This is a genomic window from Streptomyces sp. MMG1121, from assembly GCF_001280015.1.
Taxonomy (GTDB): domain Bacteria; phylum Actinomycetota; class Actinomycetes; order Streptomycetales; family Streptomycetaceae; genus Streptomyces.
Window position 1 is genome coordinate 260,779 of sequence record NZ_LGDV01000038.1, and the last position, 17,987, is coordinate 278,765.

The following is a 17,987-nucleotide window of genomic DNA, read 5'->3' on the forward strand; positions in this document are numbered from 1 at the left end:
CGCTGGGCGAGGCGATGCGCATCCTCAAGAGCGGGACGAGGGCGTTGAAGGAGGAGGGCGGCGCGCCGGGAGCCGCCCGCGGCGCACCGCTCGACGAGCCGACGGAGGTGTGACGGCGAGCGACGTGCGCGCGGGTGCGGCGAAGCCCGGTGCGGCGGCTCGCCGAACGGCGGGGAGAACGAGAGGGAGGGGGGGAGCCGGCCGTGCCGGGTCGGCCCCGCATCCTCGGTCGTACCCCGGCCGAATCCTCGGGGCATGCCCGCTGCGCCCTCAGGCCGCCCCCTCCGCGCCCTCCGTCATCGCGCCGGTCGACGCGGTCGCGCCGGTCGCGGCGGCCCGCGCCAGCTTCCGGCGCTTGCGGCGGCCGACGCGCGGCTCCTGTTCGGGCAGCCAGCCGAAGGTGAGGCAGCTGCCCGTGGCGCCGAGGAGGAGGCCGACGAAGAAGCCGCCCAGGTTGGACGTGAGCCAGGTGCCCAGGGAGAGCAGAACGCCGATGACGGAGTAGAACAGCCGCTGGGAGGGGTTGAAGAGGATCAACAGGCCCAGAATCACCATCACCGTCGGCAGCAGATAGCCGGCCAGGCCCTGCATGCCGATGTGCATCACGACCTTCAGCGAGGCCTTCTCGGTGAGCAGGATCTCGCCGCCGCCCAGGGCGAGCAGCAGCCCGCCCCAGAACGGCCGACGGGCCCGCCAGCCGCTGAAGCCCGCCCTCGCTCCCTGACGCGGACGGTCCGGCACGGCGATCAGCAACCCTTGCTGCTGAAGCTGAGCTTGAGGCCGGGCAGCTTGAACACACCGGCCGTCGTGGCGTAGTTGGTCTGCCGCAGATCGCCGATGTGCACGGTGTCGGCCTGCTGGCTGAAGACCCCGATCGGCCCCTTCACGCCCGCCTTGGTCAGCGTGCTCGCGTCGTTGCCGATCTCGATGTTGTTGAACGCCGCGTTGCCCGACAGCTCGCTCGAGTCGGTGGTCAGGTCGCTCGCGGTCACGGGCGTCTTGCCGCCGCCCGCCCTGATCAGCAGGTTGGTGCCGCCGAGGTCGACGCTCTGGCACAGCTTGGTGAGCGTGGCGTTCTTGATAGCCGACGTCACCACCAGCTCCTGCCCGCCGGTGTCCCCGGCGTTCGGACTGCCGTCCGCCATGTTGTCGAGCCCGCCGAACTGCTCGAACCCGGTGCCGTCGAGGTTGGTCGCGGTGACCGTGAACGGCATGCCGGAGATTGCGAACTGCACACCCAGCGCGCCCTGTGCGGTGAGGACGGCGAGGCCGGCGGCGACGAGGGTGGCGGGCACCGCCATCACCGCGGCCCGGCGTGCGCGGACCCGCCCTCGTCTCTCACCGGCGGAGGCGGCCTGGGGGGTCTGTGGTGCTTCGGACGGTGAACCGTTTCCCGGGTTCTCGGGGATGTTGCCGTCGGACGGGACGTCCGGGGACGAGGCCATGTCTGCTCCCATGGGCATGGATCCATTTGCGGGTCGGGCATCAGGTGGCGCGGTGTCCTGGCGCGGACAGCGACCGACGCGCACGCCTCCTCGCGCTCCCGGCGAGCAAGGGCTTTCTCGTTACGCGGCAGTAGCCTCCGAGGAAGTTACTGCCGGTTACTTTGAAGGGTCAAGGGAGATGTGAAAAAAGGGTGTCGAATCTGTTCGAGCCTCGGTCACAGGTCCCAACTGCCCTTGCACACCTTGACGTTGACGGTTGATCAGGTCTACAACTTCCCCTGTTTCACGGATCCGTGGCGCCGGATCCGCCGAGCGGCACAGGCCGCGTGGTCCGGCCCTTTCCCGGCAACCGTTCACGTCGGCTCACGGCAACCGCTCACCTGGCGCGGAGCACGGTCCCTTCCCCCAGGTCCGTGTGTCCGGCCGCCCCTGTCCGGTCCGGCCGGAGGCCTTCCCCCGAGGTCTTCGGCCGGTGCCCGGCCCGCCGCCGTCACCGGTCCGTCGCGCAGGGAGAAGGCGCGACGGACCGCGCCGGCGGCACCATGCACCGACCCGCGTCGCGGTGAGCGTGAACACGCACCACGTGTGCGGTGTCGCGCTCACCGTGCCGCGCGCCCGCCGCGTCGCGATCACCCGCACCCTGTGCTCTTCGCGTCGCGGGCAACGCGTCCCGCACCCTCCGCGCCGCCGCCACCGGCGCCCCGCGCCACCCGCGTGACGCACCACGCAGGCACGCCACGTCGCACCACACGTGCCACTCCTCACCTCGCCCGACCCCCACTCAGGAAAGAGGCACCCGCATGCGTACGCGATCCGTCCTCGCCCTCGCCGGCACCGCCACCGCGCTCGCCCTCGCGGTGGCGACCCCCGCCTCCGCCGACAGCGCCGTCCTCACCACGGGCAGCGCGGGCGGTACCGCCGCCGCCGTCGGCGACACCCTCACCGCACCCCTCGCCTCCGGTACGACCGCCACGCTCTACTCCAGCGCGACCGGCACCAGCGGTGTCTCGTGCACGTCCTCCCAGTTCACCGCGAGCGTCACCGCCAACCCGTCCGCGCCCGGCACGGCCACGGAGTCCGTCTCCGGCCACACCTTCGACGCCGGCTCCTGCACCAGCAACGTCACCGGTGTCACCGGCGTCAGCAGCATCACCGTCGACAACCTGCCCTACACGGCGGCGGTCGCCTCCGACGGCAGCCTCACCGTCTCCCCGGCCAGCGGCTCCACCATCCAGACCACGGTCAAGCTGAAGACCCTGCTGGGCAGCATCACCTGCGTCTACCAGGCGCCGAGTCTGGCCGGGAAGACCGACAACGCCGACAGCAGCATCTCCTTCACCAACCAGCACTTCACCAAGTCGTCCGGCTCGTCGCTGTGCTTCGCCAGCGGCTACTTCACGGCCAAGTACGCGCCCGTGACGGACGGCGGCGCCCGGGTCTACGTCAACTAGGCCCAGACAGCGTCACGTTCACGCAGTGGCCCGAGCCGCCACCATCGGCCCGGGCCATTCGGCGTGCCCTCACCGGTCGGCGGGAGGTGGCCGCCGTACCGCTGGCCGGGCCGTCGCGCAGGCTGGCGCGCGGGGGCGCAAGGGGACCGACCGGTTCGGCTGTTTCACGCCTCCCGCGAGCCCCCGTTGAGGAGCCGGCCGTCGGCCTCGTATCGTGGCGATCATGGGTGCGGCACGCGTCGTCCCACGGCTGCCGGGAACGGTCGGGCACGGAAAGGAGGAACGCCTCTGATCTCGCCCGATCGTGGGCCGCTGAAGGGCTGTTCGTCGCCGGAACCGCAGGTGACATGTGTCGTGCCGTCGGCCCGCACGCCACACTCCCGATGTCACTCGGTGAGTTATCGTGTGCGGGGTGTGAGAAACAAACCGCATGTCCCGTTCGTTGAAGTCGCGAGAATGAGGTCCCACGATGGCGAGGCAGTTACGCGCCGAGCAGACCCGGGCAACGATCATCACCGCCGCCGCCGAGCTGTTCGACCGACAAGGGTACGAGTCCACCAGCCTGAGCGACATCGTCGCACACGCGAAGGTCACCAAGGGGGCGTTGTACTTCCACTTCGCCGCCAAGGTGGATCTCGCCCAGGCCATCCTCGAACTCAACGCCCAGAGCGCCCGACAGCTCGTGGCCGAAGTCGAGAGCCGGGGCTACTCCTCGCTGGAGGCCCTGATGCGCACCACGTTCGGGATCGCCCGGCTCGCCGTGGAGGACCCGGTGCCGCGCGCCGCGCTCCGTCTCGCCACCGCCGACATCGCCGTACGGCCGCCGCTGCGGCACCCGTTCAACGAATGGCTGGACTTCGCCGCCCGGAAGTTCTCCGGGGCCGTCAGAGAAGCCGATGTGCACAGCGAACTCGATGTCGGCGCCGTCGCGCACTCGCTCGTCTCCTTCTTCGTCGGCACCCGGGTCGCCGGCCGCCGGCTCGAACCGGTGGGCCGGCTCCCACGCCGGGTCGCCGAGATGTGGCACCTCATGATCCGGGGCCTGGTCCCGGTGCACCGCCGCCCCCGCTACGTCACCCTCGCCACGCAGTTGGAGCGGGAGATCAGAACCGCCTGACCCGCCCGGCCCGCGCGATACCGTGACGGACATGCCCCACACCCCGTTCGCACCCGTGATCCTCGGCAACGAACCCGGCTCCTTCCCGCACAGCGTGCTGGCCGAACGGCACCCCGCGATCATCCGGCAGGTACGGGACGCCTTCCCGTACGGCCCCGGGCAGCACCGGGCGCTGGACGAGCTGCTGGAAAGCTGCACCGAGGGGACGGTCGAGCCGCTTCCTGCCGACGCCCCGGACCGGGGCCTGTGGCACGAGTGGGGCCTGACCGGATACGCCGGGCGGTCCTGGTACGACGTGCCCTGGCTGTGGTCCGAGAGCTGGTTCTACCGCAGGCTGCTCGACGCCGTCGGCTGGTTCGGACCCGGCGCCTGGCAGGGCATCGACCCCTTCCGCCCGTTCAAGCGCGCCGAACTCGACGCGCCGGAGACCGACGCGGAACTCGCCGCGCTGGACGCCCTGCCCGACCTGCCGGAGCCCCGACGGGCACACGCCCTGCTGCACGGTTCGCTCTGGGGCAACCGCGCCGACCTCGGCTTCCGGCTCTCCGCCGAGGGCGCCGAGACCCGGGACCCGGCCCCCGCGCTCGTCGCCGACGACAGCGACGCCCTGTGGTCGCTGCTGCCGCCCACGGGAGACGGCACGCTCGTCCTGGTCGCGGACAACGCGGGCCGCGAACTCGTCCCGGATCTGCTGCTGATCGCCCACCTGCTCACCGAGGGCCGGGCCGCGCGGGCGGTGCTGCACGTCAAGCCGTACCCGTACTACGTCTCCGACGCCACGACCGCCGACGTCGTCGACGCGCTGCACCGGCTGCGCGCCGCGACCGGCGCCGCCGCCGAGTACGCGCGCGTGCTCTGGTCGGCCCTGGCCGACGGCCGCCTCGCCGTGCGCGCCCACCCCTTCTCGTGCGCGCCGCTGCCCTACGCGGACATGCCGGCCGACCTGCGCGCCGAGTTCGCCGCCGGCACGCTGACCGTCTTCAAGGGCGACCTCAACTACCGCCGCCTGGTGGGCGACCGGCTGTGGCCACCGACCACACCCTTCGCGAAGGCGACCGGCTACTTTCCCGGTCCGGTCGCCGCCCTGCGCACCCTGAAGTCCGACGTCGTCACCGGCCTGTCCACGGCGACCGAAGCCGCGCTCGTCGCGGCGGAGGACCAGCGCTGGCGTACCAGCGGCACGCACGCGCTGATCCAGGTCAGCCGGTGACGCGCAGCGGAAGTGACTTGATCCCGTTGATGAAGTTCGACACGAGCCGCACCGGCGGTGCGGCGAGCCGTGCCTCGGGCAGGACGCGCAGCACCTCCTCGTAGAACAGTCGTAGTTGCAAACGCGCGAAGTGGGCGCCCAGGCAGACGTGCGGGCCGTCCCCGAAGGACACGTGCGGGTTGGGGGAGCGGGTGAGGTCGAGCCGGCCGGGGTCGGCGAAGACGCGCTCGTCCCGGTTGGCCGAGGCGTGGAAGACGACGACCTTGTCCCCGGCCCGGATTCGCCGGCCGGCCAGCTCGGTGTCCCGGGCGGCGGTCCGGCGGAACGTGAGCACGGGAGGGTGCCAGCGCAGCAACTCATCGACGGCCAGGGTGAGTTCAGACTTGCACGTGCGCAGTGACTCGTAGGCCCCGGGGTGTTCGGCCAGTGCCAGCAGGCCGCCCGGGGCCGCGCTGCGCACCGTGTCGTTGCCCGCGATCGTGAGCAGGAAGAAGAACATCTCCAGTTCGGCGGGGGCGAGTTCGTCCTCGTGGGCGAGCGTGGTCATGACGTCGTCCGCCGGGCGGCGCCGTTTGTGTGCCGCGAGCTGCCGCGCGTAGTCGAACATGTCCCGCAGCATGGCCGGGGAGCGCGGATCGACCGGCTTGCCCGCCTCGTCCAGCACCGCGGAACCGGCCTCGTCCGGGTCCTGGTAGCCGATGACCCGCTGCGTCCAGTGCAGCAGCAGGCCCCGGTCGCTCTCCGGGACACCCAGCAGATCCGCCAGATTGAGCAGGGCGTACTCGTCGGTGACGGCCGCCACCGGATCGACCGTGCCGTCCCCCGCGCGTGCCGCGTCCACTGCCCCGGCGAGCAGCGTGCCCGCCCGTTCCCGGGCGACGGCCGCGAACCGGTCGACCCGGCCCGGTGTGAACGCCCGGCTCACCAGCCGCCGCAGCCGTCCGTGCCACGGCGGGTCCTGATTGAGCATCATCCGCCGGATGAACGGCAGATCCGCCGGATCGGGGTCCCGGATCTGGGTCGCGCCGAGGTACGAGGAGTACGTCGTCCCGTCCTTCAGTACCCGTACGACGTCCGCGTGCCGGGTCACCGCCCAGAATCCGGGCCCGCCCGGCCAGCCCAGCACCTCCGGCTCCTCCTGCCAGGCGACCGGGTGATGGTCGCGCAGCACGCGGTAGTCGCCGTGCGGCACCCCTACGGCGTACCGGCGGGGGTCGAACACATCGGGCACCGGCGGAGCATCACGGACGTTCACGCCGGCTCCTCGGTGTCCGCGCGCAGGAAGTCCTCGACCGTGCGGATGAGTTCCAGCGGCGTCTCGTCCATGGCGTAGTGTCCGGCGCCCGGCAGCGTCACGAGTTCGGCGCGCGGAAACCAGGACATCCACGTCTGCCGCACGACCGCCGGCGACAGCGCCGGGTCGAGTTCGCCGGCCACCGCGAGGGCGGGCACCGTGCAGCCGTGGACGTCGGCGTGGAAGTCCTCGCCCGCCCAGGAGTCCAGCCAGGCCCGGAACGCCTTCGCGTCACTGCGCTCCAGCGAGCGCGCGACCATCCGGTCCAGCCAGGCGGCCGGGCGGCGGCTCCCGGTGGTGACGTCGATGATCGCGCGCCGGTTCTCCGGCCGGTGCGCCGCGTCCGTGAACAGCGCGGCCTGCTCACCGGCGAGCGGCAGCCCCGAGGCGGGCACCGGGGAGACGCCGGCGATCCGGCGCAGCCGGTGCGGAGCGCGGGCCGCCAGCCGCTGGACCACCGCTGCGCCCATGGAGTGTCCGAGCACCGAGAACCGCTCCCAGCCGAGCCGGTCGGCCAGCGCCAGCAGGTCCCCGGCCGCCCCGGCCGTCGTGTACGGGCCCGCCGCGTCCCTGGCCTCGCCGTAGCCGCGCAGATCCACCAGCGCGTAGCTGAAGGCTGCCCGGTCGAGATCCGGCAGGACGGGCTCGTAGGCGGACCGGTCGGCGAACCAGCCGTGCACGGCGAACACCTTGTGGGTGCCGTCGCCGTGCACCTCATGGGGCAGCACGAAGGAGGTCATGCGCCTACCGTGACCCGCACGTGGGGGCACCGCAAGGGCACGGACCGGGGCATACGGGGGTACCGGCGGTACTGTCGTGCCGGGTTGGGCGATCCGGACCGAGGAGAGGCGGCTGTATGCGCATCGGAGTTGCCGGACTGCTGCCGCAGCGGCCCTGAACACCCACGCCGGGCGCCGGAAGGTCAGGGTTTCGGAGGCGGTTCACGCGATGGTGTGATCATGTCCCGTGGCGGGGATGGGTGTTGGCGGCCCCGGGTAGGGCCCCGGCCATGACGCAGCCGTTCGAACTCCCGCACTTCTACATGCCGTATCCCGCGCGGCTCAATCCGCACCTCGACGAGGCGCGGGCCCACTCCACCGAGTGGGCCCGCGAGATGGGAATGCTGGAAGGTTCCGGGATCTGGGAGCAGGCCGACCTGGAGGCGCACGACTACGGGCTCCTGTGCTCCTACACCCACCCCGACTGCGACGGTCCCGCGCTCTCGCTGATCACCGACTGGTACGTGTGGGTCTTCTTCTTCGACGACCACTTCCTGGACATGTACAAGCGCACCCCGGACCGCGCCGCCGGCAAGGCCCACCTGGACCGTCTGCCACTGTTCATGCCGCTCGACCTCCATGCCGAGGTGCCCGAGCCGCAGAACCCGGTCGAGGCGGGGCTGAAGGACCTCTGGGCGCGCACGGTCCCGTCGATGTCCGTGGACTGGCGCCGCCGCTTCGCCCTCGCCACCGAGCACCTGCTCAACGAGTCGATGTGGGAACTGTCGAACATCGACGAGGGGCGGATCGCCAACCCCGTCGAATACATCGAGATGCGCCGCAAGGTGGGCGGCGCACCCTGGTCGGCAGGGCTCGTGGAGTACGCGAGCGCCGAGGTGCCCGCGGCCGTCGCCGGGACCCGGCCGCTGCGCGTCCTCATGGAGACCTTCTCCGACGCCGTCCACCTGCGCAACGACCTGTTCTCCTACCAGCGCGAGGTCCAGGACGAGGGCGAGAACAGCAACGGCGTGCTCGTCCTGGAGAAGTTCTTCGACTGCACCACCCAGGAGGCGGCCGACACCGTCAACGACATCCTCACCTCACGCCTGCACCAGTTCGAGCACACCGCGCTCACCGAGGTTCCCGCCGTGGCCCTGGAGAAAGGTCTCACCCCGGACCAGGTCGCCGCGGTCGCCGCCTACACCAAGGGACTTCAGGACTGGCAGTCCGGCGGACACGAATGGCACATGCGTTCCAGCCGCTACATGAACAAGGGCGCGCGGACCGGGCCGCCCTGGCAGTCGCCGCGCGGTCCCGGCACCTCCGCGGCCGACGTGGCCGCCCTGCTGGCCTCGGCCGCCCAGCAACGCCTGCGCGTCTACACGCACGTGCCGTACCAGAAGGTCGGCCCGTCGCTGCTGCCCGCGTTCCACATGCCCTACGAGCTGACCCTGAGCCCCCATCTGGACAGCGCCCGCAGCAACCTCGTCGACTGGTCGCACCGCATGGGCATCCTCGAGGAGGGCGTCTGGGACGAGGACAAGCTCGCCGCCTACGACCTCGCGCTCTGCTCGGCGGGCCTGGACCCGGACGCCACCTGCGAGGCCCTCGACCTCAGCGCCCAGTGGCTCGCCTGGGGGACCTACGGTGACGACTACTATCCGCTGGTCTACGGCCACCGCCGCGACCTCGCCGCCGCGCGGCTGAGCACGGCCCGGCTGTCCGCGTGCATGCCCGTCGAGGGCGACCCGGCCGTCGTCCCCGCCGACGCCATGGAGCGCGGACTGATCGACCTGTGGGCGCGCACGACCGCCGGGATGAGCGCCGACCAGCGGCAGACCCTCAAGTCCGCCGTGGACGCGATGACCGAGAGCTGGGTGTGGGAGCTGTCCAACCAGTTCCAGAACCGCATCCCCGACCCGGTCGACTACCTGGAGATGCGGCGCGCCACCTTCGGCTCCGACCTCACCCTGAGCCTGTGCCGCATGGGACAGGGCCCCGCGATCCCGCCGCAGGTGTACCGCAGCGGGCCGGTCAGCGCACTGGAGAACGCCGCGATCGACTACGCCTGCCTGCTCAACGACATCTTCTCGTACCAGAAGGAGATCGAGTACGAGGGCGAGATCCACAACGCCATCCTGGTCGTCCAGAACTTCTTCGGCGTGGACTACCCGACCGCGCTCGGCGTCGTGCACGACCTGACGACCCAGCGGATGCAGCAGTTCGAGCACATCATCGCGCACGAACTGCCCGTGCTCTACGACGACTTCCGACTGTCTGCCGAGGCCCGTGCCGCCATGGACGCCTACGTCCTCGACCTGCAGAACTGGCTGGCCGGCATTCTGAACTGGCATCGCGAGGTCGACCGCTACAAGGCCGAGTGGCTGGGCCGCCGCTCCCACGGCTTCCTGCCCGACCGAGGGCCGGCGCCCTTCGCCGCCGCGTCGGCCGGCTTCGCCCAGCTCGTCAGCTGACCGTCCCGAGCCGCCGCTCCAGCTCCGCGGCGCGTGCCGCCAGCCCCTTCGCGGCGGCCTCCGACAGCTCGGCGCGTATCTCCTCGGCGCCCGCGAGGACCGCGCGGGCCTCCTCCGGGAGGTCCGCGTCGGCCAGGGCGTGGGCCAGGGCGTGGTGCTCCTCGGCGATGAACCGGCCGAGGTTCACCCCCCGCCAGTGGGCGAGGGAGGCGTCGTCGGAGGTGGTGAGGGTGTCGCGGAGCGCAGCGAGGGTCCGCGCGGCCGGGCGGAGCCGGTCCGAGGCACGCTCCAGCCCGGCCACGTCCAGCAGGGCCGACACCCGGTCCCAGGCGCTCTCCTGCAGTGCGGCGTACAACCGCCGGGCGCGCAGTGCCTGCTCCGTGTCGCCCAGTTGCTCGAAGTCGTAGGCCAGGGAGCCGAGCGGCGCGGGATCGAGCGCGGTGGGGTCGGCGGGGTGCCGCAGCAGGTTCTGGTTCATGTCGAACGCGTCCAGCCGGCGGATCAGGGTGACCCGGGCCAGCTCGGTGAGTCCCTGGGCCGCGGCCAGGTCGGTCCACGTCTGCGACGGCTCGTCGGAGGGGTCCGTGCCGAACAGGGAATCGTCGAGCCCCTCGGCCCAGCGGCGCAGTTCCGCCCCGTCGGCGTCCGGGTCCGGGACACCGCCCAGCCCGCACCAGGTGTCGTAGTCCGTGCCCCGGACCTCGTGCAGCAGCGGCAGGTCCGCCGGGTCTGCGCGCAAGCCCACCAGGACGGCCGCCAGCCGCAGTTCGTCGGACATCGACGACTCGGCCTCCCGGCGCAGCAGCAGCCGCAGCAGGTCCAGGTCGCCGTCCGCGCGGTCGAACTGCGCGGCGCGCAGCACCAGTCGGCGCCGCAGCGGATCGTCCGCGACCGTCGTGTCCCCGGCGCGCAACCGCTCGAGGCCGACGCGGCCCGCCGCCAGCACCGGCTCCCACAGCGGAGGGCGGGAGTGCAGGTCGAGCAGGGCGTAGGCCATCCCTTCCTCGGCGTTCAGCAGCACGTGGTCGGGTTCGGTGCGCAGCAGCGCCGCGTGCAGCAGGCCGACCAGCTCGACCGGGGAGCGCTCCGGAAAACCGAGCGCGGCCCTCAGTTCTGCGCGCTCGGCGTCGATGCTGTAGTACTCGCGCATATCGTCCTCGGCCTCGGCCACGCGCGCGAGGATCGCCGCCTCGCCGTCCGCCGGCGACAGATCCAGGCAGTCGCGCCAGCCGGGCAGACCGATCAGGATCTCCAGCGCCTCGTCCACGCTCGTGCCGATGACCCCGGCCGAACCCTCCGAGTCGGCGTACAGCACCGAGCCGTCGGCGCACCGGAAATACGTGCCCCCCGTGTCGTCGCCCGCGAGCACCTCCAGCGGTCCGCCGGAGGCCAGGCGGACCGGTTCGACATGGCCGTGGACGGCGCGGTCGAGGTCGAAGTCGAAGGGGAACCCGGCCAGTTCGGCGAGGCGGGGGTGCTGCCGGAGCAGCCGCAGGGCGTGATCGGTCATGTCACTGAACGTAACAGCCGCCACTGACAACGCGGCACGCGTGCCCGGCCGCCGGCCCTCAGACCGTGGGGCGCACCGCCGAGGCGTGCTCGACGGCCGCCCGCGCCAGCGCCCGGACCATCGGGTGCGGACGCGAGCCGTCGCCGGACAGCTCCGGCTGGAACAGGGACGCCAGGAAGAAGGGATGGCCGGGCAGCTCGGCGACCCGTACCTGACCGTCCTCGTCGTGCCCGGAGAAGCGCAGGCCGTGGGCGCGGAGCGTGTCGAGGTGCCGGGAGGGGCCGTACTTGCAGAAGTACCGCTCGACCGTGCGCTGTGCGCCGATCACGGACTCCGCCAGCGAGCCCGGCTCGATCGTCACCGCGGCCTCGTGCCCCACCAGCGAGCAGGCCAGCGGCTCGATGAGCGGGTCCGTGGCGTCCGGGTCGTTCTCGGCGTGCGCCACCCCGGTCAGCCCGCACACGTTCCGGGCGTACTCCAGCAGCGCGTGCTGGAAGCCGCCGCACGTGCCCAGGAACGGAATGCCCTCCTCGCGCGCGGTGCGTACGGCCGCGAGCACGCCCGCCTCGCTGCGGTACGGGCTGCCGGGCAGCACCCACACGGCGTCGAACCCCCGGACCGCGCCCTCGGCCTCGGCGTCCTGCGAGGGGATCCAGTACGCGTCCAGGACCAACCGGTCGCGTTCGGCCAGGGCGTCCAGCAGCAGCGGCACGCGCGTGTGGGAGACGACGTTGGGGGAGCGGTCGCCGACGAGGGCGATGGTTGCGGTGTTGTTCATGCGTCTCATTTTTCGTGCGCCCATGCGTTCACGTCCAACGATGATTCCTGCACCTTCGATAAGTGATGCTGATGCAGATGGGATGCTGGGCGCATGGACCCGCATCTGCTGCGCACGTTCGTCACCGTGGCGCGCCTCGCCTCCTTTTCGGAGGCCGCCCGTGAGCTGGGCTACACCCAGTCAGCCGTCTCCCAGCACATCGCCGCGCTCGAACAGGACCTGGGCGCGCCCCTGCTGACCCGGCGACCCGTCGCCCCCACCACGGCCGGCGAACGGCTCCTGGAACACGCGGGCCCGCTGCTGCTGCGCCTCGACGCGGCCCGCGCCGACGTCGTCCGCATCGCCGTCGCGCCCCAGCCCGGCCTGACCCTCGCCACCAGCCCGACCGCGCTCGGCCCGGGCGTCCTCGCCGCGTTTCCGCCCGCCGGGGTCACCCTGCGCGTCCTCACTCGCGACGAGGTTCTGGCCGCCGTCGCCACCGGCGCGGCCGACCTCGGCCTCGTCGACGGAACGGCCGCGCCGAGCGACCCGCTGAGGCTGCCCGACGTGGCCCCGCTGACCACGCACGGCGTCGCCGAGGAACCCGTCAGCGTGCTGCTGCCCGCCGGACACCCCCTCGCTGCCCGGGCCGGTCTGCGCCTCGGCGACCTCGCCGACGCGCGCTGGCTGGACGCGCCCGACGCGGCGCTCCCGCTGGCCGGGCTCCGCGCCGCGAACGGCGGCGGAGCCTTCCGCCCCGCCCTGCGCTTCGAAGGCACCGACCTGCGCACCCTCACCGCCCTCGCGGCCGCCGGACACGGCCTCGCCCTGCTGCCCCGCTCGGCCGCCACCGGCGTACCCGGCACGGTCGCCGTCCCGCTCACCGCGCCCCGGATCGTCCACCGCACGGAACTCCTCCACGGCGCGCGCCCCGGGGGAGCGGCGGCGGAGCTGGTACGGAAGCTGGTGGGACCGGAACCGAGATGACCGGCTGCCGTGACCGACTACCCCGCGTCGCCCTCAGGCCAGTCTCACTCGTTCGTGTCTCGTCGCCGCCCCGCGCCACGGGTAGACCACCAGCCGGAGGCGAGCGAACCATGGAACAGACTGCGTTGCGTCCCAAACCGATGCCCGGACAGGACCCGCGGAAGGGCGCCGACAGCGGCCCCGCCCGCCGCCCGCACGCCGCGCGCGGGCGCGGACGGCGGCTGCGGACCCTGCTGTTCGGCCTGTGCGCCGGCACCCTGCTGGTGCTGTCCGGCGTCGGTATCGGCACCGTGGGCGCCACGGTGATAGGCATGAGCAAGCTCGCCGAACTGCGCCACCAGGTCCCGCCGTCCTCCCCCTCGGCCAAGCCCGCCGGCGCACCGAGCCCCGCTCCGGCCCCGCCCGTGGCGACGCTCGGTGTGGAGGCCGTGGACGCCGAGAAGGTGGGCGCGCTCGTCGTCGGCGTGCACGTGCCCGGACCCGGCTACGCGGCCGGACTGGTCCGCGGGGACGTCCTGCTCCAGTTCGGCCCCGCGCGCGTGGACAGCGCCACCGACCTCGCCCGGGCCGTCGCCCGCGCCCGCCCGGGCAAGCAGGTGCTCCTCACCGTGCGTCACCGCAGCGGGGGCTACCAGCAGTTGACCGTCGTACCGGGGGTGGTGACCTGAGCGGGACCGGGGCGAGCCCGCACCCTTCGGCCACCTGGGGAAACCCACTGGTCGCCGCACGGCCCGCGCGCCATGATGGCCCCATGCCGAGCCCTTTCTCCCGGGACTCTCCCGCGACCGCGCCCCGCAGGAAGCACCGGCGACCGGCTCGCGTGACCCTGGCCGGACGGGCAGGATGCTGCACGAGAGGCCATCACCCCGTACCCTCACCCGCGCTCGGAGGACCGGATGACCGGTAGCACGCCCCCGCCCTTCACCGCCACCGACTACCGGGCCCGGATGGAGCGTGCCGCACGCTCCGCGGCCGACGCCGGTCTCGCGGGGCTGCTCGTGGCGCCGGGCCCGGACATGGTCTGGCTCACCGGCTACACGCCCACCGCCGTCACCGAACGGCTCACCGTGCTCGTCCTCACCCCGGGCCACGACCCGGTGCTCGTCGTGCCCACCCTGGAGGCCCCGGACGCCGAGCACGCGACCGGCGCGTCCGCGCTCACCCTGCGCGACTGGACCGACGGCAAGGACCCCTACGCCGTGACCGCCGCCCTGCTCGACGGCCGCGGCCGGTTCGGCATCAGCGACAACACCTGGGCGATGCATCTGCTGGGTCTGCAGAAGACACTCCCCGACACCTCCTACGCCTCCCTCACCGACGCGCTGCCCATGCTCCGCGCCGTCAAGGACGCGGCCGAACTCGAACTCCTCGCGGCGGCCGGAGCAGCTGCCGACGCAACGTTCGAGGAGATCCGGAAGGTTCCCTTCGCCGGCCGCCGCGAGTCCGACGTCGGCCACGACCTCGCCGACCTGCTGCGCCGCTTCGGCCACTCCCAGGTCGACTTCACCATCGTCGGCTCCGGCCCCAACGGCGCCAACCCGCACCACGAGGTCGGCGACCGCGTCATCCAGCACGGCGACATGGTCGTCCTCGACTTCGGCGGCCTGAAGGACGGCTACGGCTCCGACACCACCCGCACGGTCCACGTGGGCGAGCCCACCGAGGAGGAGCGCCGCGTCCACGACATCGTGCGCACCGCCCAGGAGGCGGGCTTCGCGGCCGTACGGCCGGGCGTGGCCTGCCAGGAGGTCGACCGTGCCGCCCGTGCGGTGATCACCGACGCCGGGTACGGCGAGTACTTCATCCACCGCACCGGGCACGGCATCGGCGTCACCACGCACGAGCCGCCGTACATGATCGAGGGCGAGGAGCAGCCCCTCGTGCCCGGCATGTGCTTCTCCGTCGAGCCCGGCATCTACCTGCCCGGGCGCTTCGGGGTGCGCATCGAGGACATCGTGACGGTGACCGAGGAGGGCGGCCGTCGTTTCAACAACACCACCCGCGAGATGGTCGTAGTGGGCTGACCCGGCCCCGGGAGACCCCTCTCGCCCCTTCCCCCTCCCCGAATGGCAACGGCGCGATCCATGACCCAGGAACCGACACCCACCGCGGACACCGTCCGCCGCCTGGTCCGTTCGCTGCTCAAGGAGAGCGCGGCCGGCGGGGCGGGACCCGACGTCCGGCCCGTCACGGAGGGCGGCGAGCACTCCACGTGGTGGGTCGGCCCCCGCCATGTGCTGCGGCTCGCCCCCGACCGCGAAGCCGCCCTGCGCCAGCGCCGCGAACTGCGCCTGCGTGACCTGGCGCGGCCGCTCGTCCCCATGGGCATCCCGGTCAGTGTCACGCACGGCGAGTGGGCGCCGGGCCTCACCTACACCCTCGACACCCTGATCCCCGGCGGCACCGCCGAGGAGCACGACGTCTCGGCCATCGGCGAGGCCGATCTGGCCGGGCTGCTCACCGGGCTGCGCGCGGTGCCGGTACGGCAGGCCGAGACGATCGGCGTGCCGCGCGTCGCCCCGCGCTCCCTGGAGGCGTTGCGCCGCATGGCCGTGCACGCGGCCGAACGCCTCGCCGCCGCCGACGAGTTCGACCCCACGCGCCTGCACCAGCTCACCCCACCCGGCGCGGCCCAGCTCGCCGCCCAGCCGGGCACCGCCGTGCTCATCCACCACGACCTCAAGGGCGAGCATCTGGTGGTCAGCGCCGACGGCAGGGTGCGCGGCGTCCTCGACTGGACCGACGCGGCCGTGGCGGATCCGGCCGAGGACATCGCCGGGCTCGTCCTCGCGGTCGGCTCGGGCGCGGCGGTCCGCGCGGCCACCCTCGCCGGGTACGGCGCCCGACCCTGCCTGCGCGGCCTCTGGCTGGCCCGCTGCGACACGGTCATCCGCCTCACCGACCGCCTGGAGGGCCGCGACGACAGCCCCCTGCCCCTCCTGCGCACCCAGCTGACCCGAGCCTGGGAACCGATCCTGCTGGAACGGGTGACGGACCTCAAGGAGGAGGGTCCGGAGGCGTAGGAGGCTGCGGGTACGGGGCGCGTGGGGCCGCTGAGACGTATCGTCAAGGGCACGGGACCAGGTCCAGCCCGCGCCCTGCACCCCGGTCCGCTCCGATCCCGCACCCCGCCCCGCCCCGGCCCCGGTCGGGCCACGCCCTGCGCGTCGGTTCAGGGCTGGGCCAGCACCACGCAGGACTGCCCGGGTACCTCGAGCAGGCCGTCCGGGCCCGGGAGGCCGACCGGCTCCCAGGCCGCGAGGACCAGCGCGGGGCGGGTGCCCAGGGGGATCACCGCCGGTTCCTTGCCCAGGTTCAGCACCACCCGTACGTCGCCGCGCCGGAAGGCGAGCCAGCGGGCCTCCTCGTCGTACGCCACCTTCGTGCCGGCGAGATCGGGGTCGGTGAGGTCCGGCTGCTCGCGGCGCAGCGCGATCAGGCGCCGGTACCAGGCCAGCACGCGCGCGTGGGGCTCGCGTTCCGGTTCCGACCAGTCCAGGCAGGACCGCTCCCGGGTCGCCGGGTCCTGCGGGTCCGGTACGTCCTCCTCGGCCCAGCCGTGCGCCGTGAACTCCCGCCGTCTGCCCCGCCGTACCGCCTCTGCCAGTTCGGGGTCGGTGTGGTCGGTGAAGAACTGCCAGGGTGTGCCCGCCGCCCACTCCTCGCCCATGAACAGCATCGGTGTGAACGGCGAGGTCAGCGTGAGCGCCGCCGCGCAGGCCAGCAGGCCGGGGGAGAGCCGGGCGGAGAGCCGGTCGCCCTGGGCGCGGTTGCCGACCTGGTCGTGGGTCTGGCCGTACCCGAGCAGCCGGTGTCCGGCCACCCGCGCACGGTCCAGCGGCCGCCCGTGGTGCCGGCCGCGGAAACTGGAGTACGTGCCGTCGTGGAAGTAGCCGCCGGTGAGCGTCTTGGCGAGCGCGGCGAACGGGGCGCGCGCGAAGTCGGCGTAGTAGCCCTGCGCCTCACCGGTCAGCGCGGTGTGCAGGGCGTGGTGGAAGTCGTCGCTCCACTGCGCGTGCAGCCCGAGGCCATGCTCCGCGCGCGGGGTGATGTATCGCGGGTCGTTCAGGTCGGACTCGGCGATCAGCGACAGTGGCCGGCCGAGCTCCTCGGCGAGCGCGTCGACGGCCGCCGACAGCTCCTCCAGGAAGGGGCACGCGCGCGTGTCGTACAGCGCGTGCACCGCGTCGAGGCGCAACCCGTCGATCCGGTAGTCCCGCAGCCACGCCAGCGCGCTGCCGATCAGGAACGCGCGCACCTCGTCCGAGCCGGGCGCGTCCAGGTTCACCGCCGAACCCCACGGCGTGTGGTGCGTGTCGGTGAAGTACGGCCCGAACGCGGGCAGATGGTTGCCCGACGGGCCCAAGTGGTTGTGCACGACGTCCAGGACCACTCCGAGACCGAGTTCGTGCGCGCGGTCGACAAATCGCTTCAGTGCCTCCGGGCCGCCGTACGGCTCGTGCACCGCCCACAGCGAAACCCCCTCGTACCCCCACCCGTGCCGCCCCGGGAACGGACACAACGGCATCAACTCGATGTGCGTGACACCCAGTTCCACCAGGTGCTCCAGCCGGGCGGCGGCCGCGTCCAGGGTGCCCTCGTGGCTGTACGTGCCCACGTGCAGCTCGTAGAGCACCGCCCCCGGCAGCCCGCGCCCCGTCCACCGCGCACGCCACGCGTACCGCCCGTGGTCCACTACCGCGCTCAGCCCGTCCGGGCCGTCCGGCTGGCGGCGCGAGCGCGGGTCGGGCAGGACGGGGCCGTCGTCCAGCGCGAACCCGTACCGGGCGCCGTCGCCCGCCTCCGCCTCCCCCGTCCACCACCCCGCGCGCTCGGAATCGCGCTCCAACGCGCGCGTGGCGCTCTCGCACTGGAGCGTCACTCTGTCTGCCTGCGGTGCCCACACCTCGAACTGCACGGACGGTTCCCCTTCGTCTGCTCACCGTGATGATGTCCCGCGGCCCCCATCGTGCCGCCCGGACGATCAATCCGCCCTCGAATTCGACCTTTGCCGACGGGTGTC

Annotated in this window: 15 protein-coding genes; 8 read left to right on the forward strand and 7 right to left on the reverse strand. The window is 72.8% G+C overall.

What is annotated here, in order from left to right; genetic code table 11:
* Window positions 1-270: 270 nt before the first annotated feature.
* Both ADK64_RS06075 and ADK64_RS06080 read right to left on the reverse strand, forming a co-directional pair.
* Window positions 271-741, reverse strand: a complete 471-nt coding sequence (locus ADK64_RS06075; RefSeq protein WP_234384470.1) for a DUF6114 domain-containing protein — start codon at window positions 739-741, stop codon at window positions 271-273.
* Window positions 742-746: 5 nt separating this feature from the next.
* Window positions 747-1,445 carry a DUF6230 family protein gene (locus ADK64_RS06080; protein ID WP_053655784.1) on the reverse strand — a complete coding sequence of 233 codons (699 nt, stop codon included), beginning with the start codon at window positions 1,443-1,445 and terminating at the stop codon, window positions 747-749.
* An 800-nt stretch (window positions 1,446-2,245) separates the two neighbouring features.
* Here ADK64_RS06080 and ADK64_RS06085 point away from each other — a divergent pair.
* The 3 genes from ADK64_RS06085 to ADK64_RS06095 all read left to right on the forward strand — a co-directional run bounded on the left by ADK64_RS06085 (window position 2,246) and on the right by ADK64_RS06095 (window position 5,223).
* Entirely contained in the window at window positions 2,246-2,896 is a 651-nt protein-coding gene (locus tag ADK64_RS06085) for a hypothetical protein (protein WP_053655786.1), read from the forward strand.
* Between the two features lie 469 nt (window positions 2,897-3,365).
* Window positions 3,366-4,013, forward strand: a complete 648-nt coding sequence (locus ADK64_RS06090) for a ScbR family autoregulator-binding transcription factor (RefSeq protein WP_053655788.1) — start codon at window positions 3,366-3,368, stop codon at window positions 4,011-4,013.
* Between the two features lie 31 nt (window positions 4,014-4,044).
* Complete coding sequence (locus ADK64_RS06095) at window positions 4,045-5,223, forward strand: damage-control phosphatase ARMT1 family protein (RefSeq protein ID WP_053655790.1); 1,179 nt, start codon at window positions 4,045-4,047, stop codon at window positions 5,221-5,223.
* Here ADK64_RS06095 and ADK64_RS06100 read toward each other — a convergent pair.
* Window positions 5,213-6,478: a cytochrome P450 gene (locus ADK64_RS06100; protein WP_053655792.1), complete on the reverse strand. Its 1,266-nt coding sequence runs from the start codon at window positions 6,476-6,478 to the stop codon at window positions 5,213-5,215. The two genes, ADK64_RS06095 and ADK64_RS06100, sit on opposite strands and share 11 nt — an antisense overlap.
* Window positions 6,475-7,257 (reverse strand): alpha/beta fold hydrolase, encoded by a 783-nt coding sequence (locus ADK64_RS06105; protein ID WP_053655794.1) that lies wholly within the window; start codon window positions 7,255-7,257, stop codon window positions 6,475-6,477. Before ADK64_RS06105 ends, ADK64_RS06100 begins: the two co-directional genes overlap by 4 nt.
* Before the next feature lie 269 nt (window positions 7,258-7,526).
* Between ADK64_RS06105 and cyc2 the strand changes: the two genes are divergently transcribed.
* The gene (gene cyc2 / locus ADK64_RS06110) at window positions 7,527-9,710 is read left to right on the forward strand and encodes a germacradienol/geosmin synthase Cyc2 (protein WP_053655797.1); all 2,184 of its coding nucleotides are present in this window, start codon (window positions 7,527-7,529) and stop codon (window positions 9,708-9,710) included.
* Here cyc2 and ADK64_RS06115 read toward each other — a convergent pair.
* Both ADK64_RS06115 and ADK64_RS06120 read right to left on the reverse strand, forming a co-directional pair.
* On the reverse strand, window positions 9,703-11,220 hold the full coding sequence (locus ADK64_RS06115) for a hypothetical protein (protein ID WP_053655799.1): 1,518 nt from the start codon (window positions 11,218-11,220) through the stop codon (window positions 9,703-9,705). The two genes, cyc2 and ADK64_RS06115, sit on opposite strands and share 8 nt — an antisense overlap.
* A gap of 58 nt (window positions 11,221-11,278) precedes the next feature.
* Window positions 11,279-11,998 (reverse strand): glutamine amidotransferase-related protein, encoded by a 720-nt coding sequence (locus ADK64_RS06120; protein ID WP_053655802.1) that lies wholly within the window; start codon window positions 11,996-11,998, stop codon window positions 11,279-11,281.
* 93 nt (window positions 11,999-12,091) lie between these two features.
* Here ADK64_RS06120 and ADK64_RS06125 point away from each other — a divergent pair, with 93 nt between their 5' ends.
* From ADK64_RS06125 to ADK64_RS06140, 4 genes are all read left to right on the forward strand, one after another.
* A complete protein-coding gene (locus tag ADK64_RS06125; protein ID WP_053655804.1) occupies window positions 12,092-12,964 on the forward strand; it encodes a LysR family transcriptional regulator in 873 nt (290 codons plus the stop codon).
* Between the two features lie 110 nt (window positions 12,965-13,074).
* Window positions 13,075-13,632, forward strand: a complete 558-nt coding sequence (locus ADK64_RS06130; RefSeq protein WP_053655806.1) for a PDZ domain-containing protein — start codon at window positions 13,075-13,077, stop codon at window positions 13,630-13,632.
* Between the two features lie 228 nt (window positions 13,633-13,860).
* Window positions 13,861-14,988: an aminopeptidase P family protein gene (locus ADK64_RS06135; protein ID WP_053655808.1), complete on the forward strand. Its 1,128-nt coding sequence runs from the start codon at window positions 13,861-13,863 to the stop codon at window positions 14,986-14,988.
* Between the two features lie 60 nt (window positions 14,989-15,048).
* Entirely contained in the window at window positions 15,049-15,987 is a 939-nt protein-coding gene (locus tag ADK64_RS06140; RefSeq protein ID WP_053655810.1) for a phosphotransferase family protein, read from the forward strand.
* A 149-nt stretch (window positions 15,988-16,136) separates the two neighbouring features.
* On the opposite strand, the gene treZ is transcribed toward ADK64_RS06140, so the two are convergent.
* Window positions 16,137-17,882, reverse strand: coding sequence for a malto-oligosyltrehalose trehalohydrolase (treZ, locus tag ADK64_RS06145; protein ID WP_053655811.1), 1,746 nt, complete (start codon window positions 17,880-17,882; stop codon window positions 16,137-16,139).
* Between the last annotated feature and the right edge of the window lie 105 nt (window positions 17,883-17,987).

Excerpts from the sequence above, each read along its gene's own strand:
- ADK64_RS06080 (WP_053655784.1), bottom strand. The coding sequence starts at position 1,445 with ATGGCCTCGTCCCCGGACGTCCCGTCCGACGGCAACATCCCCGAGAAC.
- ADK64_RS06085 (WP_053655786.1), top strand. The coding sequence starts at position 2,246 with ATGCGTACGCGATCCGTCCTCGCCCTCGCCGGCACCGCCACCGCGCTC.
- ADK64_RS06090 (WP_053655788.1), top strand. The coding sequence starts at position 3,366 with ATGGCGAGGCAGTTACGCGCCGAGCAGACCCGGGCAACGATCATCACC.
- ADK64_RS06095 (WP_053655790.1), top strand. The coding sequence starts at position 4,045 with ATGCCCCACACCCCGTTCGCACCCGTGATCCTCGGCAACGAACCCGGC.
- ADK64_RS06105 (WP_053655794.1), bottom strand. The coding sequence starts at position 7,257 with ATGACCTCCTTCGTGCTGCCCCATGAGGTGCACGGCGACGGCACCCAC.
- cyc2 (WP_053655797.1), top strand. The coding sequence starts at position 7,527 with ATGACGCAGCCGTTCGAACTCCCGCACTTCTACATGCCGTATCCCGCG.
- ADK64_RS06115 (WP_053655799.1), bottom strand. The coding sequence starts at position 11,220 with ATGACCGATCACGCCCTGCGGCTGCTCCGGCAGCACCCCCGCCTCGCC.
- ADK64_RS06120 (WP_053655802.1), bottom strand. The coding sequence starts at position 11,998 with ATGAACAACACCGCAACCATCGCCCTCGTCGGCGACCGCTCCCCCAAC.
- ADK64_RS06125 (WP_053655804.1), top strand. The coding sequence starts at position 12,092 with ATGGACCCGCATCTGCTGCGCACGTTCGTCACCGTGGCGCGCCTCGCC.
- ADK64_RS06130 (WP_053655806.1), top strand. The coding sequence starts at position 13,075 with ATGGAACAGACTGCGTTGCGTCCCAAACCGATGCCCGGACAGGACCCG.
- ADK64_RS06135 (WP_053655808.1), top strand. The coding sequence starts at position 13,861 with ATGACCGGTAGCACGCCCCCGCCCTTCACCGCCACCGACTACCGGGCC.
- ADK64_RS06140 (WP_053655810.1), top strand. The coding sequence starts at position 15,049 with ATGACCCAGGAACCGACACCCACCGCGGACACCGTCCGCCGCCTGGTC.